This is a genomic window from Nocardia gipuzkoensis (assembly GCF_021183645.1).
Taxonomy (GTDB): domain Bacteria; phylum Actinomycetota; class Actinomycetes; order Mycobacteriales; family Mycobacteriaceae; genus Nocardia; species Nocardia abscessus.
This window is the reverse complement of sequence record NZ_CP089225.1, coordinates 6,208,547-6,226,154: the sequence shown is the minus strand read 5'-3', so window position 1 is coordinate 6,226,154 and position 17,608 is coordinate 6,208,547. Positions and strand designations below refer to the sequence as shown.

At 69.1% G+C, this 17,608-nt stretch carries 7 protein-coding genes; 4 read left to right on the top strand and 3 right to left on the bottom strand.

Going from position 1 to position 17,608, the window contains the following annotated elements; translation table 11 throughout:
* Positions 1-1,300: 1,300 nt before the first annotated feature.
* The gene (locus tag LTT66_RS28485; RefSeq protein ID WP_181720416.1) at positions 1,301-1,753 is read right to left on the bottom strand and encodes a pyridoxamine 5'-phosphate oxidase family protein; all 453 of its coding nucleotides are present in this window, start codon (positions 1,751-1,753) and stop codon (positions 1,301-1,303) included.
* Positions 1,754-1,906: 153 nt separating this feature from the next.
* The gene (locus LTT66_RS28480; protein ID WP_233061659.1) at positions 1,907-3,292 is read right to left on the bottom strand and encodes a wax ester/triacylglycerol synthase family O-acyltransferase; all 1,386 of its coding nucleotides are present in this window, start codon (positions 3,290-3,292) and stop codon (positions 1,907-1,909) included.
* Positions 3,293-3,618: 326 nt separating this feature from the next.
* Between LTT66_RS28480 and LTT66_RS28475 the strand changes: the two genes are divergently transcribed.
* Entirely contained in the window at positions 3,619-4,755 is a 1,137-nt protein-coding gene (locus LTT66_RS28475) for an NAD(P)/FAD-dependent oxidoreductase (RefSeq protein ID WP_233061657.1), read from the top strand.
* Here the strand turns inward: LTT66_RS28475 and LTT66_RS28470 are convergent.
* A complete protein-coding gene (locus LTT66_RS28470; RefSeq protein WP_233061655.1) occupies positions 4,745-13,870 on the bottom strand; it encodes a non-ribosomal peptide synthetase in 9,126 nt (3,041 codons plus the stop codon). The two genes, LTT66_RS28475 and LTT66_RS28470, sit on opposite strands and share 11 nt — an antisense overlap.
* Positions 13,871-14,176: 306 nt before the next feature.
* Here LTT66_RS28470 and LTT66_RS28465 point away from each other — a divergent pair, with 306 nt between their 5' ends.
* From LTT66_RS28465 to LTT66_RS28455, 3 genes are all read left to right on the top strand, one after another.
* Positions 14,177-15,259 (top strand): cupin domain-containing protein, encoded by a 1,083-nt coding sequence (locus LTT66_RS28465; RefSeq protein ID WP_408638683.1) that lies wholly within the window; start codon positions 14,177-14,179, stop codon positions 15,257-15,259.
* A 109-nt stretch (positions 15,260-15,368) separates the two neighbouring features.
* Positions 15,369-17,000, top strand: a complete 1,632-nt coding sequence (locus LTT66_RS28460) for an FAD-binding oxidoreductase (RefSeq protein ID WP_233061651.1) — start codon at positions 15,369-15,371, stop codon at positions 16,998-17,000.
* Positions 16,997-17,608 carry a TetR/AcrR family transcriptional regulator gene (locus tag LTT66_RS28455; RefSeq protein ID WP_233061649.1) on the top strand — a complete coding sequence of 204 codons (612 nt, stop codon included), beginning with the start codon at positions 16,997-16,999 and terminating at the stop codon, positions 17,606-17,608. The genes LTT66_RS28460 and LTT66_RS28455 overlap by 4 nt, the downstream gene beginning before the upstream one ends.

The window sequence follows — 17,608 nt, the reverse complement described above, 5'->3', positions numbered from 1 at the left end:
ACCGCATCCGAAATCTGGCTCTTATCTGCACTTCGTCTACTCAGAAGCGGCGCAACCCCTGCTCCGCGCCGCACCGTTCAGGTTTCGCGTGTAGCTCGATCCGCCGGTGTCCAGCATCCGAATCGGACATCTACGGCGACTCCCACACCTCCCGTTTGTCGGCATTTCCAGTCGTCTAAAAATCTGAAAACAGAACTTTTGAACCTGCGGTGAAGCAGCGACACTCAGGTGGGACAAGCTATCTGACAGCAGTCCGGCTCAGTCTAGTGGTATCAAACCCTTCCGACTCCGCACGGAAGCCGGGCGTTTCCAATCTCGTTTCGAGCAATACGGGTCCGCCGCCACCGCGCGGCGGCGACCGCCGAGCACACCATCGCCTGGGGAAGTGCCTGTTGCCAGGCGGTCCGATCCGATGAGAAACACCCGCGATCGGGCATCGTACATGCCGGATCGAGGCCGGAATCAAGGCGGGACGGCCATCGCCGCCGCGGCGGCACTCCGGGAGGGCCTGCGCCCCACACCCGTAACACCTGATGCGCACAACTAAAGGAATAATGATAAGAGCAATATTTTGGCAAATTAATATATCCACCGTCGGCCGCGCACCTCAGGACACCACCCCTACTCGTACAAGATAATCTTCGATTCAATACACACGCTCGGCACGAATGCGTATGCCGGAAGGTTCGATTACGATCACATAGTTCCGAACAGAATCACTTCTCTGTCGTCTCCGATTTCTCGTCGCACCGCAACGGCCGTCGCGGCCATCCCCCGACGACGCCGCCGAACCACCGGATTTTCAGCGCGTGCGATCACCTCGCGACGAGGAAGCAGACCGACGGCCCGCCGCGGCCACCGAGGGTATCCGCCCGGTCAGACCGCGATCCATGCCGCCGAGCAGTCCCACCGCCACGCGCCGAGGACGCGCACCGCCGCGCGAACAAAAACGGCGTCGCAGCCGTGCCGATCACGGAGCTGTCACCATGGATTGCCGTATTCGCGCAACGGAACTCGCGTGCGGACGAATCACGCGATACGTGCGCGAAATTTTCAGGGACGATGGTTCGGTAAATACGCCGGAGGTGGATAGCACCGGCACTCGGCTTGCCGAGGACGATCACTCTCCGCCGATAGGCATACCGAGACGACCGCCGGTCGCATTCCGCACCCCGAATGTCCGATCGCCATGGCGAGACCGTGCAGAAGTGCGCCATGGAGGGTAACCGCCTGTGGTGAAGGCCCATTGACGCCTGCCCGGACAGCTGAGCGGAGTACGGCCACCCGGCCCCGCCGCGGCCTAGCGCGGTTGCTCGACGAGCCGGAAACCGGTGACGATCGTGGGCTCGATGGCGACGACGGTGTCCATGACGCCGTCTGCCCACGGTCGCAACAGTTCCGCGTAGCGGGCGACCCGTTCGGGGTCGGTGACGGTGCGGGCGAGGCCGGTCACGACAACCGACCAGCCGACATGGCTGACCGGGTCGATATCGTCGGCCTCGTAGGCCACGACGACGCACGGATCGGCACGGATGGTGTCGGTGAGCCGCGAGGTGACCCGGGTACGCACCACGACCGCCCCGCCGTCGACGAAATGATTGACCGGGCGGATCGCGGGCAGCGCATCGCGGGTGAACACCACCCGCCCGTAGGCCACACTCGCCAGCAGCCGCAACGCCTCCTCGCGGCCGAGTTCGACGAGCGTGCGGCTCGGGACGCCGTTGTCCGCGATGCGGCCGTTCGATGCGATCATGATCTCGTGCCGGGGCACATTGCGCGCGAAACCACCTGGCAATGTCCTCGCTTTCCGGTCTTCACTCGACACTGCGGCCTCCCATCCCATCACCGAGGTGCGCTGTCGGACAGGGCAGAAAGTCCTCGATCCGTCGTTCCTCGCACACGCCTGTCACGATCCGCTCACCTCCGGGCGCGCCGGTCTCCGGATCGCGGCGTGCTCGCGCAGTCGCCGGATCTCCCGCTCGATGCCTTCGGCGAGCACCGCGATGTCGGGCGCGGTGTCGTAGTCTCCGGTGATGCCGAACGTCAGGTGGCCCGCATAGCTGAGAATCGCGACCCCGGTGCGCAACCGCATCGCGATCGGCGTGGCGGGCAGCAGTTCCAACACCTCGCGCCCCCGGACGGACAGCTGGTCGCGCGGGCCGGGCACGTTGGTCACCAGCGCGCCGACGGTTCGCTGCGGAAACCGGGCCAGCAGGCGGAGACTCCACGCCATGGGCGCGAACGGCAACCGGCCCGCCAGCCCGAGCACCGAATTCTCCGCTTGCGCCTCGCCTCCCGACTTGTGTCGCGCCATCCGCTGCCGAATCGTGTCCAGCCGCTCGACCGGGTCGCTGACATCGATCGGCAGGAACGGCAGCATTGCCGAAACGCGGTTGTCCAGCGAGTTTTTCGCCTCGTCCGAGCGCATCGAGACGGGAACGAGGATGCGCAGCGCGTCCGGGGCGGGCCGTTCGTTCCGGCCGATCAGCAGGTCGCGGTAGGCGGCGGCGACCGCGGCCAGGACGACGTCGTTGACGGTGGCGCCGAACGCGGCGCCGATCTCGTGGACGTCCGACAGGGCGGCCCGAGCCACGACGTACCGGCGCTGCCGTCCGATGGGGCCGTTGAGCGAGCACTCGGTGGCGGGCGACATGGCGGCCGTCGCGAGTGGCGCCAAGCCGCGCGCCATCCCGATCACGGAGCGTGGCACGCTAAAGGGCAGCCGCGTCACCTCTCGAACCAAGTCGAGCCATTGCGGCTCGACCCGGCTTCGCGGCTCGGCGCGGCTTCGCGGCTCCGGCGCGGCCTTCTCCGGCTCCTCCGGCACCGCATCGCAGAGATGCCGGAATACCGAGATTCCGGACACGCCGTCCACCAGGCTGTGATGCGCTTTGACGAGCAGCGCCCAGCGGTCCCCGGCGAGATGTTCGACGACGACGCACTGCCACAGCGGATGGTCGCGATCGAGCCGCTCCTCCAGTTCGCTCGCCACCAGTTCGCACAGCGCGGACTCGTCGCCCGGCGTGGGCAGCGCGGTCCACCGGATGTGGTGTGCGAGATCGAAATTCGGGTCGTGTTCCCACACCGGAGTCACCAGATCGAGCGGCGCTCGCCGCACCTTCTGGCGCAGGCGCGCGTTCCGCTGCACACCCCTGGCGAGTACGCCGGTGAACTCGTCCCTGCTCGGCGGAGAGCCGGAGAGGATCGCCACCGCACCGATCCCGAGACTGATGTGCCGGTCCGCGTCCTCTAGTTCCATAAAGCCCGAATCGAGGGGCCGTAGTTCTGTCATGGGGCATGCTCATTCCGGGTGGTCGATGCCCGACGCCCGCCGAGCCCACAGCCCGTGCGACGCACATCGCAACACCCCGATCACCTGTTCGGCATCGATCCGCCGGATCCGGTGCCTCGGCGGCGACCGGCACGGAGCGTGCGGAACAGGGTCTACTCGGTTCGTCCCTTCAGCATCGCGCGATCCCTCGGCGTAGATGATGGCCGAAGGTCACCGAATGCAGGGCACTCCGGCCACGGGACGTGCGCAGGGACCCCGTGACTTCCGCACCGGAGCACATCGCTCGTTCTCCTGCACACCCGCCACCGCGGGGGAAGAATCTACGTATGCGAACCGTACTCATTCTCGGTGCGGGGTTCGGAGGACTGGAGCTGGCCACCCGCCTGTCGGGTTCGCCGGCCGACGAACTCCGTATCGTCGTCATCGACCGCAACGACTCCTTCACTTTCGGCTTCGCCAAACTGGACATCCTGTGCCGAGACGTACCTCCGGAGGCCGTACGCGTGCCGTACGCCCGCTTGGCGCATCCGCGCGTCGAATTCCGGCAGGAGGAGGTCACCGAGATCGACCCGCGGACCCGCCGCGTCCGCACCGACCGCTCCGAGTACGAACCGGACATTCTCGTCGTCGCGCTCGGCGCCGACTACGACCCGGACGCGACCCCCGGTTTCGTCGAAGACGGCCATGAGTACTACTCGATCGACGGCGCCCGCCGATTGCGTGACCGCCTCGGCGGCTTCGACGGCGAAGACGTGATCGTCGCGGTCCTGGGCGTTCCCTTCAAGTGCCCGCCCGCCCCCTACGAAGGCGCGATGCTGCTACACGAGATGTTCACCCGGCGCGGGATCGGTCACCGCACCCGAATCCAGGTCGTCACCCCGATGGCCTCGCCGATTCCGGTCTCCCCGGATACCTCCGAGGCCATCGTCGACGCACTGACCCGCCGCGGCATCGCCTACGCTCCCGGACGCCTCGTTCACGCACTCGACCCGAGCCGCCACGTGGCGAGCACCGGGACCGGCGATCTCCCCTACGACCTGTTCATCGGAGTGCCGAAGCACCGGGTGCCCGCGGTCGTCGAGGCATCGGGCCTGACCCAGGGCGGGACCGACGGCTGGGTCGCCGTCGATCCGCACACCCTCGGCACGCCGTACCCGGGCGTTTACGCCATCGGCGACTGCGCCGACGCCCCGGTCCCGCGTGCGGGCGTGTTCGCCGAGGACGCCGCCCGCACAGCCGCCGCGGCCATCGAAGCCGAGCTGCGCGGATCGACGCCGCCGCAGCGGTACCGCGGCCGGGGCGCGTGCCATATCGAGTTCGGAGGCGGGCTGGTCGGCAAGGTCGATGCCGATTTCCTCTCCGGTCCCGCGCCGGTCGCGCCGTTCACTCCGCCGTCGCCGGAGCTGGCCCGGGAGAAGGCCGCCGCCGCCGAGGCCCGGCTGCGCCGCTGGTTCACCGGCTGACCGGGCAGTCCCCGCCCGGCTCGCCCGAACGCCATGCCCGCGTCAGCACGTCGGCGATCTGGGCCAGCCCGGACGCGACGGTCATGCGCCAATGCGTCGTCGACACGGCGTGGTTGTGTACCCGGCCGTCGACGACCCGGCTCCAGATGGACGCGCCGACGCACCCGGTCGGATCGTCGAGTGCGGCGGTGAAATAGATGACGTCGCCGCGGTAGACGGGCGGCTCGTAGGCGCCGCGCAGCGCCACCGAGTGCACGGCCGCGTCGAGGATCCGGCTGACGCGATCGGCGCCGAACGAGGCGAACGGCTCCGGGAGTTCGGCCATCTTCCCGGGTAGCGCGGTCCAGTCCACCTCCGCGACATTGCCCAGGTCGCCTGCTTGCTCCCCGAGCAAGCCGCCGATCAGTTCGGCCACCGGCACCTGGCCCGCGTCATCGGGCGGCGTATCCGGTGGATCGGCCATGTAGCTGTCCATCACCGCGAGCAACTCGACCTGCTCGCCCGCGCGCTGCAATTGGACCGCCATCTCGTGCGCGATGACGCCGCCGAACGACCAACCGAGCAGATGATAGGGACCCCTCGGCTGCTGCGAGCGGATCAGCTCCAGGTAGCGCTGCGCCCATTCCTCGATCGAACCCGGCATCGCCTCGTCGCCCGCCAGCACGGGCGTCTGCAGCCCGTAGATGGGCCGGTCCGGGTCGAGGTAGGCGGCCAGACCCGCGTAGGACCAGGAGATCCCCGACACGGGGTGGACGCAGAACAGCGGCGCGGCCGAACCTCCGGGACGCAACGGCAGCAGCATGTCGAAGGCCGCTTCGGTCTCGACCGTGCCGCCCGCACGGCGGGCCAGGTCGGCGACCAGCTCCGCGGGCGTGGGGGCGGTGAACACCCGCATCACCGGAATCCGAGTGCCGAGGCCGGACGACAATCGCAGGGTCAGCTTGGCGGCGAGCAGGGAGTTTCCGCCGTGTTCGAAGAAGTTGTCGTCCATGCCGAAGCGCTCGGCCCCGAGCACCGCGGCGAAAGCGGCGGCGACGGTCGCCTCGACCGGGGTGGCGGGCGCCCGGAACTCCCGCGCGCGGAATTCGGGTGCCGGTAGGGCGCGCCGGTCGAGCTTGCCGTTGGGAGTCAAGGGGATGGCGTCGATCACCATGATCGCGGCGGGCACCATGTAGCCGGTCAAGTGTTCGGCCACCTGGGTGCGCAGCCGAGCCGGGTCCGGCCGGGCACCCGGCTCGGGTAGCACGTAGCCGACGAGCTGGTCCCCGAGTGTGGGATCGGGGCGGACCAGCGCGATTGCCCGGCTCACGCCAGGGCACCGCACCAGCGCCGATTCGATTTCACCGAGCTCGATCCGGAAACCGCGCAGTTGCACCTGCTGGTCGCCGCGCCCGGCGTAGACGAGCCCCGCCTCGCCATCGCACCGGCCCCAGCGCGCGATGTCGCCCGAGCGGTACATCCGGGAACCGGGCGGCCCGAAGGGATTCGCGACGAACCGCGTCGCGGTGAGGCCGGGCCGTCCCGTGTAGCCGCGGGACAGCTGACCGCCCGCGACATAGATCTCACCGGGAGTGCCGAACGGCGCCGGGCTCAGACGGCAGTCGAGCACGTGGGCGTCCAGCCCGGGTAGCGCGCGGCCGATGAGGCTGACCGGGCTGTCCATCAGATGCGCGCCGACCTCCAGGAAAGAGACGTGCACGGTGGTCTCGGTGATGCCGTACATATTGACCAATCGCGGCGCCTCCCCCGGATAACGCTCGTACCAGCGTCGCAGGTGCCGCAGATCCAACGCCTCACCGCCGAAGATCACATACCGCAGCGCGAATTCCCCTGGTGCGGCCGAGGCGTCGCGGTCCGCTTCGACGAGTTGACAGAACGCCGACGGCGTCTGGTTCAGCACCGTCACCCGTTCTCGAATCAGCAACTCGCGCAACAGCTCCGGTGAGCGCGATGTCGCGTAGCCGACCACGACGACGGTGCCGCCGGTGCCGAGCGCGCACCACAGTTCCCACACCGAGAAGTCGAAGGCGAAGGAGTGGAACAGCGTCCAGACGTCGCGCTCGCCGAATCCGAACAGCGGCTGCGCACCGGCGAACAGCTCCAGCACGTTGCGGTGCGTCACGCCGACGCCCTTCGGCACACCCGTCGAGCCGGAGGTGTAGATGACGTAGGCGAGGTTGTCCGCAAGCAGCGGCGCCACCCGGTCGGCATCGGTGACCGGGTCGTCGGCGAACTGCGAGATCTGCTCCAGCAAGACCGTGGGCAGTTCGGCGTCCGGGATGGCGGGCCGCTCGGCAGCGGTGGTCAGCACGCACACCGGCGCCGCGTCGGCGAGCACGAAGGCCAGCCGCTGCGCCGGGTAGGTGAGATCGATGGGCAGGTAGGCGGCACCGGCCGCGAGTACACCGAGCAGCGCCGCAGGCAACTCCTCGGTGCGCGAGACCGCGACGGCCACAACGGTTTCCGGCCCCGCTCCGGCCGCGATCAGCGCACGGGCGATGCGGTTGGCGCGCCGGAGCAACGCCTCGAAGCTCAGCGTGGCGCCGCCGAAGCGGACGGCCGCCGCATCCGGTCTGCGCCGAGCCTGCTCGGCGATCAACTCCGGCAGCGTCGCCTCGTGCGCGGCCACGATATCGAACGGCGGCACCCAGTTCCGGCGCGCGGGCGAGACCGCGGGAAGGTTTTCCTCCGCATCGAGAATGTCGATGTCCCATACCCGCATCGAGGGATCGGCCGCCACCGCGGACACGATGCGCTCGAATCGTCGCCCGAAGGCCCGGACACTCGCCTCCTCGAAGAGTTCGGTGGCGTAGGTGAACGTGACGGCCATTCCCGCCGGGCCGTCCTCGTCGCCGGGCTGTGGCTCGATGACGACTTGCAGATCGAATTTCGCCGTGATCTCGCCACTGTCGGCAGCTGTGACGGTCAGATCCGGCAGCTCCAGCGCGGGCTGCTCGATGTTCTGGAACGACAGCATCACCGGAAGGAGCGAGTTGCGCGTCCCGGTGCGTGCGGGGTCGGCCTCCTCCAGCACGCGTTCGAAGGGCAGGTCGGCGTTGGCGAACGCCGAGAGGGCCGTTTCCCGGGATCGTTCCACCAGGTCGTCGAACGTCGCGCCCGGGTCGACCTCGACGCGCAGAGCCAACGTGTTGACGAACATCCCGACCAGGTCGTCCAGCGCGCGTTCGCCGCGCCCGGCGACCGGGGTGCCGATCACGACGTCCGTGGCGCCGCACAGGCGCCCGACCAGCGTGGCGAGTGCCGCGTGCACCACCATGAACAACGTCGCGTTGTGCGCGCGGGCGATCGCGGTCAGACGTCGGTGCACCTGCGCCGGGATGGTGTAGCCGATCGCCGCGCCACGGGTCGAGGGAGTCGAGGAACGCGGGCGATCGGTAGGCAGCTCCAGCGGTCCGGTGAGACCGGCCAGCTGGTCGTGCCAGTACGACAGTTGTCGCGCGGCAACCGAACCGTCGGCGTCGTCGCGGCCGATGACGGCATGCTGCCAGAGCGCGAAATCAGCGTACTGGACCGGCAGCGGCCTCCAGTCCGGCGCACTGCCGTCACGGCGGGCGACATAGGCGGTCACCAGATCGCGCGCCAGCGGCGCGAGCGACGCCCCGTCCGCCGAGATATGGTGGGTCACGATGACGAGCAGGTGATCCTCGCCGGAGGCGAACAGCCGTAGGCGGATGGGCGCGGCCGCGGTCACGTCGAAGCCCGCGGACATCAGCCCGTTCACCGTTTCCGCGACCTCGGCGCCGTGGTCCTCGACCGCGAGCCCGTCGGGAAGGACCGTGCTCGTCGACAGGACCTCCTGATATGGCTGCCCCTCGGCGTCGACCGGGTAGCGGGTGCGCAGCACCTCGTGCCGTTCGAGGACGTCGGCGACCGCGTGGCGCAGCGCGGGCAGGTCGAGGCGGCCGGTCAACCGGATGGCGAAGGGCAGGTTGTACGCGGGAGACTCCGGCTCGATGCGGTTGAGCAACCACATCCGCTGCTGTGCGAGCGAGAGCGGGATGCGATCCGGCCGTCGCGACCGGACCAAGGGCGGACGAGCGGGGTCGGCATTGCCGCTGACCACCCGCGCGGCGAGTGCGGACACCAGGGGCGCCTCGAACAGGTCGCGCACGGTGATCCGCGACTCCAGCGCCTCGTTGACCCGCGCGACGGCTCGGGTCGCGAGCAGCGAATTGCCGCCGAGAGCGAAGAAGTCGTCGTCGATTCCGGCCCGCTCGACGCCGAGCAGATCGGCGAACACTCCGGCGACCGCCCGTTCGACGGGATTGCGAGCAGCCCGGAACTTTCCGGCCTCGACGACCGGCTCGGGCAGCGCCTTGCGGTCGAGCTTGCCGCTGGCGTTCAGCGGCAGCGCGGGTAGCTCGACCAGCGCGGACGGGATCATGTATCCGGGCAGGACCGTCGCGAGCCCGGCCGAGATCTCCCCGCGGTCCATGACCTGCCCTGGGCGCGGAACCACGTAGGCCACCAGCCGCTCCCCCGCCGGGGAGGGCACTACCGCCGCGACCGCTTGGCCCACCGACGGCCGCGCCAGCAACGCGGTCTCGATCTCACCGAGTTCGATCCGCTGGCCGCGGAACTTCACCTGGAAATCGGTGCGTCCGAGGAATTCCAGTCGCTCGGGCTGTTTCGTATCGGGCGCACGCCAGATCGCCAGGTCGCCGGTACGGTACATCCTCGTTCCGTGGTCGAAAGGGTTCGCGACGAAGCGGCCCGCGGTCTGCGCCGCCTGCCGCACATATCCGCGGGCGAGCTGGTCTCCGGCCAGGTACAGCTCGCCCGGCACCCCCGCGGGCACCGGCCGAAGGCGCGAATCCAGCACGTAGACCTGGGTATTCCACTGCGGACGGCCGATCGGCACGGTCGACCCCTCCGCCGTCCCGGCGGGCCAGTAGGTCACCGAGACCGCGGCCTCGGTGGGTCCGTACAGGTTGTGCACCTGCGCGTCGGTGACCGCGCGCAGCGCGCGCACGGTCTCCGGCGGCAGTGCCTCGCCGATGACGAGTACCGTCCGCAACGTTGCCAGGCTTTCCGCCGCCGCGTGCGCGGCGAAAACCGTCAGCATCGAGGGAACGAAGTCGGTGACGGTGACCCGGTGGGCGGCAATGGTCGCGGCGAGGTAGGCCGCGTCGCGGTGCCCGTCGTGGTCCGCCACGACGAGCTTCGCGCCCGCCCGCAGCGGCATCAGGTAGCCCCACAGCGAGACGTCGAAGGTGGTCGCCGTCTTCTGCAGATACACATCGCCCGGGCCCATGGGGTACTGGGCGAGCATCCATTCGATCTGGTTGTCGATCGCCTTGTGGGCGACCGCCACACCTTTCGGGCGCCCGGTCGAGCCCGACGTGAAGATCACATACGCCGGATGCTCCGGCAGCACCGGCCGCGGCAGTTCCCCGGAGCGAATCGGTGCGCCCGAATACCGATCGGTTGCGAGCGTGTCCAGCTGCAGGGCGGCGACCTGACCGGGCATCGGCACCGCGTCGGCGGCCCTGGTCAGCACGCAGACCGGACGGGCGAGGTCGAGAACGTGTGCGATCCGCTCGGCGGGATGATCCGGGTCCAGCGGCACGTACGCGCCACCGGCGGTGAGGACGGCGTACATGCCGACCACCAGATCCAGCGAACGCCGAACCGCCAGTCCCACCAGCGATTCCGCACCGACGCCGCGGGCGATGAGCAGCCGGGCGAGCCGGTTGACCCGCTCATCGAACTCGCGGTAGGTCAGCTGCCGGTCGGCGAAGGCGACCGCGATGCGGTCCGGATGCCGCGCCACCGCGCGCCGGTAGCCGTCGAGTACCAGACCGGCGGGGAGGGGGTGCCCGGTGTCGTTCCAGTGCACCAGGATCGCGGTGCGCTCCGCGGCATCGAGCAGGTCGATCTCGCCCACCGGGCGATCCACCGCGTCGACGACGGCCGCGAGGATCGCGCACAATCGCCGGGCGAAGCCGGCGACCGTCGCCTCATCGAACAGGTCGGTGGAGTAGGTGAACGCCGCCGAGATGCCCAGCGGTGTCCGCTGGTCCTCGTGCGGCACCATGGTCAGCTCGAGATCGAATTTCGCCAAGGGCAGCGCGAAGTCGAGTGCGGAGACGAGCAGCGCGGGCAGTTCCAGCGTCGTCGGCGCGAAGTTCTGGAAAGTCAGCATCGTCTGGAACAGCGGGTGATGCGCGCCGGAGCGCACCGGGTCCAGCAACTCCACCAGGCGTTCGAACGGCAGGTCGGCATGGCCGAACGCCTCGATGTCGCGGCTGCGCACCTGATCGAGCAGCTCGGCGAAGGTATGCCCGGGGTCGATCTCGCTGCGCAGCGCGAGGGTGTTGACGAACATGCCGATCAGGCCGTCCACCGTGGCTTCGCCGCGGCCGGCCACGGGTGTGCCGATGGTGATGTCGCGGGTGTTCGACAGCCTGGCGAGCAGGACGGCGTACGCGGCGTGCGCGACCATGAACAGCGTCGCGTCGTGGCGCTGGGCCAGGCGATGCAGCGCCGCGTGCACCGGCGCGTCGATCTTGAATTCGTGGGTGGCGCCGCGGCCGGAGAACACCGCGGGGCGGGGCCGGTCGGCGGGTAGATCCAGCCGTTGCGGCAGGTCCGCCAGTCGTTCTCGCCAGAATCCGATCTGGCGGGCGAGCGTCGAGGTCGAATCGCTTTCCTCGCCGAGCATCTCGCGCTGCCACAGGGTGTAGTCCGCGTACTGCACGGGCAGCGGCGCCCAGCTCGGAGCACATCCGGCGACCCTGGCCGAATAGGCGGTCATCAGGTCGGCGGTCAACGGGCCCATGGAGGAGCCGTCCGCGGCGATGTGGTGGACCACGGCCACGAGGACGTGCTCGGTCTCGTTCGAGCGCAGCAGGCGCAACCGGATCGGCGGCGCCGCCGTGACGTCGAAACCCTCGACCACGGTGGCCACCGTGCGCTCGGGAATCTCGGCTTCGGTGACGTCGAGGACCGGCAGCTCGGGTATCGCGACCGGATCCGACATGGCGTGCACTCGCTGGATGCCCGTGCCGTCGCACTCGGGATAGCTGGTCCGCAGCACTTCGTGCCGCTCGACCAGGTCCCGCACAGCGGCGCGCAGCGCCCGCACGTCCAGCGGCCCGCTCAGCCGCACGGCCAGTGGAATGTTGTTGCTCGCCGCGGCCGGGTCGAACCGATTCAGGAACCACATCCGCCGCTGTGCGTACGACAGCGGCACCCGATCCGGTCGCGCCACCGGTCGCGGTGCGGGGTGGGACGCCCGGGTCAGTTCGTTCAGGCGTGCGGCCAATTTCGCCACCACCGAGGACTCGAACAGCAGCGCGACCGGCACCCGGACACCCAGCGCGGCGCCGAGCCGAGCCGCGGCTTGCGTGGCGATCAGCGAGTTGCCGCCGAGTTCGAAGAAGTCGTCGTTCGCGCCCACTCGGCCCGCGCCGCCGTCCGGCACGAGCAGCGCGGTGAAGATGTCGGCGACCACGCACTCGGTCGGCGTCGCGGGCGCGCGGAACCGCCGGGTGGTGAGCACGGGTGCCGGGAGGGCGGCTCGGTCCAATTTGCCGACCGGCGTCAGCGGTAGTTCGTCGAGCACCGTGATCGAAGTCGGAATCATGTACGCCGGAAGGGTTTTCGCGAGCAAGTCGGCGAGTTCGCCGGTGTCGAGCGCCACCCGGCCGCGGCTTCCGGCCGAGGTCGGCGCCACGCGCGGCAGCACGTAGGACACCAGTGCCCGGCCGCCGGACGGCAGCGTCGTGCCCAGCGTCGCGGCATAGTCGACGTCGGGATGAGCGGTCAGCGCGTTATCGATCTCATCGAGTTCGATCCGCAGCCCTCGGATCTTGACCTGGAAGTCCACCCGGCCGTGATATTCCAGCAGTCCGGCCGCGGTGCGCCGGACCAGATCGCCGGTGCGATACATGCGGGCACCGGGGCCTGCCGCGAACGGATTGGCGACGAACCGGTCGGCGGTCAGCTCAGGCCGTCCGAGGTATCCCTGGGCCAGCGCCGGCCCGGAGAGGTACAGCTCGCCGATCACGCCCGTGGGCACCATCCGTAGCCGCGCGTCGAGCACATGGACGCCCAGCGCGGGCACCGGCGTGCCGATATGGGTCGGGCCGCCCGCGCGGAGCGCCTCGGTTCCGGTGGCGAAGATGGTGGTCTCGGTGGGGCCGTACACGATGTAGAAGGACCGGTCACCGGCCGCCCACCTGGCTACCAGCTCGGGACCGACGCGCTCCCCGCCGCACAAGACGGCCCGCAGGTCGTCGAGTCCGGCCGGATCGATCGACTCCAGCGCGCCCGGGGTGATGCACAGATGCGTGACACACTCACGCCGCAGCAGATCCGCCAGCTCGACGCCGCCGAACACCGCGGGCGGCGCGACGACCAGTGTCGCGCCCGCCGAGAAGGCCAGCAGCATCTCGATCACCGAGAAATCGAAGCTCGGTGTGCACAGATGCGTGACACGCGACTCCCGGGTGACCGCGCGGGCGGCGATCTCGTGTTCGACCAGGCTCGCGAGGCCGCCATGGGTAACGGCGACGCCTTTTGGCTTGCCCGTCGAGCCGGAGGTGTAGATCACGTAGGCGAGGTGCTGTTCGGTCAGCGGACGCAGCCGATCCAGGTAGCAGACCGAATGGCCGGGCTGGGCGGCGACCTGCTCCCGGTGCGCCGGGGCGTCGAGTTCGATCCACTCGATCCCGGTGCTGGTCAGTGCCTCCCGATGCGCCGAGACGGTGAGCCCGAGGACGGAGCCGGAGTCCGCGGTCATGTGCGCGATGCGATCGGCCGGGTAGGCGGGATCGACGGGTACGTATGCGGCGCCGGTCTTCGCGACCGCCCAGACCGCCAGCACCGACTCCACCGAGCGGGTGATGGCTACCGCGACGCAGTCGCCCGGCCCCACACCCGAGCCGATCAGATAGCGGGCCCATCGCGAGGACGTCTCGTCCAGCTCTCGATAGCTGAGTTCGCGCTGATCAGCAGGATCGCCCGTCGGATTGTACCGGACGGCGGCCGAGTCGAAGGCTGTGTCGACCGCTGCGGCCAACAACTGCGGGAACAGGTTGCGGGCTCGTGAATGATGGGCGCGACGTGCGGAACGGCGTGTCGGGGTCATGCGGTGGCGAGTTCACTCTCTGGTCGATCATCAGCCGCCCTGGCTATGGAGCCAGAAGCAATGCCTCAAATGCGTGAACCATGACCCGAGCGTGCAGATCGGACCTTAGCGAACCCCGATCGGATCGGCGCGCGGAGGTTGGGAAAGTTCATAGGGGTACCCCGGCACACTTTGGGCTATGACATGGTGTGATGTGAAGAACATTCATTCCTGTACGGAATCGATGTGACTAATATCACTATCTGTGCGCGCACCCCGCGCCTGCCGACTACGGGTTTCCCACCTGGATCGCGCAGCGATACCGGCATGATCGAACCGGAACGATCCTTTGACCGTGAGCGAGGAGGAACCGTGCGAAGTCCATCGATTCATGTCGCCTCTCTGCGGAAGGGCGAAGAGATCTATCGCAGCGAACTCGGCTCACTCACCAGGCTCACCGCCGACAGCTTCCCGATCCTCAGCGGGCTCTCGATCAAACGCCTGACGCTCGCACCGGGCGCTGTCCGCGAACCGCACTGGCATGCCAACGCGACCGAACTCACCTACTGCACCGCCGGGCTGGCATTGGTCTCGGTCCTGGACGACGGCAGCCGATTCTCCTCGTTCCTGGTGCGCGCGGGCGAGATGTTCCACATCGATTCCGGAGCGCTGCACCACGTGGAGAACGTCGGCGACAGCGAAGCGGAGTTCATCCTGGCTTTCCGCCACGAACGCCCCGAGGACTTCGGATTCAGCGCCGCTCTGGGCGCGATGACCGATTCGGTCCTCGGCAACACCTACGACCTGGCCGCCGAGGACTGGGCGAAGATCCGGCGCGACACCACCGCCAAGCTCGTCGTGGAACGCGACGGCGAGCCCGACATCCCGCCCACCGCGCATTTCGGCGACCCACACCACTTCGCGCTCGAGGCGATGCCAGCGCCGGTGGACTCGCCGGTCGGTTCGGCGCGCACCGCTCGCGCCCAGTTCTGGCCCGCGCTGCACGACATCTCGATGTACTCCCTACGGGTCCGGGAAGACGGGATGCGCGAACCGCATTGGCACCCCGTGACCGCCGAAATGGGTTACGTCCACCGAGGCTCGGCGCGGATGACGATCATGGACCCGGACGGCACGTTGGACACCTACACCGTGCACGAAGGCGAGGTGTACTTCGTGCCCCGCGCCTATCCGCACCACATCGAAGTCGTCGATTCGCCGGAGATCCACCTGCTGATCTTCTTCGACCAACCCACACCCGCGGACATCGGCTATCGCGCCTCGATGAGCGCTTACTCCCGCAAAGTGCTCGCGGCGACATTCGGCGTCGCCCTCGACGCACTCCCCGACTTGCCCTTCACCGCCACGGACCCGTTGATCGTCACCCGGAACAACGCACTCGCGCCGTAGCGGCGGCCGCCTCACCACATACCTGCACGCGAAACTCCGGCGCCGCTGGCAATTGACCCACAGGTAATTTACTCTCGGGTCAATTCAGTTGTCGGAATGGAGCCGGGTGATGGCGACGAGGTCGTGGTGGGGATGGGGCAATCAGGAGGACGCGGTGACCGGCGCCGAGCGTGCGGCGCTGACCGATCGCGTAGCGGCCCTGCTCCCGGAAGCCGACTTGACGGTGCACGAGGCGCCGGATCCGAAGTCGTTGAACGTGCCCGTGCCACGCGTGCGGATGCCGGATACGCTGGCCGGCCTGGCCTCGGAAGACCTCGTGGATCGCGTCGCTCACGGCCACGGGCAGGCGTTTCGTGACGTGGTGCGCAACCTGCTCGGCCGGGTGGACCACGTACCCGATCAAGTAGTGCGGCCGCGTACCGAGCAGGACGTGGTCGACATCCTGGACTGGTGCGCGAGCGCGGGCGTCGCCGTGGTGCCGTTCGGCGGCGGAACATCGGTGGTGGGCGGTGTCGAACCCCGATGCGCCGACGCCTACGCCGGGTCCGTGGCGCTGGACACGAGCCGCCTGGGTGAGCTTCTCGAACTCGACCGCACCAGCCGGGCGGCGCGGATCCAAGCGGGCATCCTCGGCCCGGCCCTGGAAGCGGCACTGCGGCCGGATGATCTGACGCTGCGGCACTTTCCGCAGTCGTTCGAGTTCTCGACGCTCGGCGGGTGGCTGGCCACCCGGGCGGGCGGCCACTTCGCGACCGTCTACACCCACATCGATGACCTGGTCGAATCGATGCGGGTGGTCACACCGGCCGGGATCAGCGAATCCCGCAGGCTGCCCGCGTCGGGTGCGGGGCCATCGCCGGACCGGATGTTCCTCGGGTCGGAGGGCATCCTCGGCGTCATCACCGAGGCGTGGATGCGCGTGCAGGATCGTCCGCGCTGGCGGTCCGGAGCGTCGGTGGTGTTCGACGATGACGGCGCGGCCGTGGCCGCGACGCGCGCCATCGCCCAGTCGGCGCTGTATCCAGCCAACTGCCGGCTGCTGGATCCGGTGGAGGCGTTCATCAACGCGGGCGCCAACGCGGCCGGTGGGGTGCTGGTCCTCGGATTCGAATCCGCCGACCACCCCGTCGATGAACCGATGCGCCGGGCGGTGCGGATCTGCCGCGACTACGGCGGCACGATCCCGGACGGCGTTCGCACCACCGACTCGGCCGAGGACTCGGCGCGCACGGGCGCCGCCGACACGTGGCGCTCGTCGTTCCTCCGTATGCCGTACCAGCGCGACGCGCTCGCGGCCCAGTCCATGATCGTGGAGACTTTCGAGACCGCCTGCACCTGGGATCGTTTCGAGGCCCTGCGCGCGGCGGTGCAGGAAGCGACCACGGCCGCATTCCGATCCGCCGGTGTCACCGGTGTGCTCACCTGCCGTTTCACCCACGTCTACCCCGACGGCCCCGCGCCGTATTTCGGCATCTACGCCGCGGGCCGCTGGGGACGCAGCGTCGAGCAATGGGACGAGATCAAGACCGCCGTATCGGAAGCGCTCCATGTCGGTGGCGCGACCATCACGCACCATCATGCCGTCGGCCGCGACCACCGCCCCTGGTACGACCGCCAGCGCCCCGAACCCTTCGCCGCGGCGCTGCGGGCGGCCAAATCGGCACTCGATCCCGCGGGAATCCTCAATCCCGGCGTGCTGATCGACCCGACCCCGCACCCGCCCACCCCGGAGGCTCCGTGAGCAGGCCGGGCACCAAGGGCGTGCCGCGAGAGCAGCGCGAGGAGCAGCTGCTCGACGTCGCCACCACCGAGTTCGGCGAACGCGGTTACGCCAAGGCTTCCGTCGCCGAGATCGCCTCTGCCGCGGGCGTCTCCAAGCCACTCGTATACGCCTACTTCGGCTCCCGCGACGGATTGCACGCGGCCTGCGTGCACCGCGCCGGAAAGAGCCTCGTCGACGCGGTCGCGGCCGCTCAGTTCGCCCACGGTGCGCACGACCGGGCGCTCGCGACGCTGACCGGCATCTTTCACGCACTGGACGGGCGCACACAGAACTGGAAGATCATCTACGACGCCACACTCCCCCGGCAGAGTGCGGCCCACGCGGTGGCCCGGGAATACCAGGACACCTTGAACGGCATGGGCTCGGCAGGTGTGTCGCAGGTACTGGCCGATGCCGGCAACGCCGACGCCGAGGATCACTCGCTGCTGCTCACACTATGGTTCAACATCGTGTCGACCACCATCTCCTGGTGGAGCGACCATCCCGGCCACACCCCCGAGGCCATGACCGAACGCTGCCTGCGCCTGCTCACCACGATCCGCGGCACGGCCACCCAGCAAGCCTGA

Bases quoted from the DNA above. Each gene is read 5' to 3' on its own strand.
- LTT66_RS28485 (WP_181720416.1), bottom strand. From the start codon at position 1,753: ATGATCGCATCGAACGGCCGCATCGCGGACAACGGCGTCCCGAGCCGC.
- LTT66_RS28480 (WP_233061659.1), bottom strand. From the start codon at position 3,292: ATGACAGAACTACGGCCCCTCGATTCGGGCTTTATGGAACTAGAGGAC.
- LTT66_RS28475 (WP_233061657.1), top strand. From the start codon at position 3,619: ATGCGAACCGTACTCATTCTCGGTGCGGGGTTCGGAGGACTGGAGCTG.
- LTT66_RS28470 (WP_233061655.1), bottom strand. From the start codon at position 13,870: ATGACCCCGACACGCCGTTCCGCACGTCGCGCCCATCATTCACGAGCC.
- LTT66_RS28465 (WP_408638683.1), top strand. From the start codon at position 14,177: ATGATCGAACCGGAACGATCCTTTGACCGTGAGCGAGGAGGAACCGTG.
- LTT66_RS28460 (WP_233061651.1), top strand. From the start codon at position 15,369: ATGGCGACGAGGTCGTGGTGGGGATGGGGCAATCAGGAGGACGCGGTG.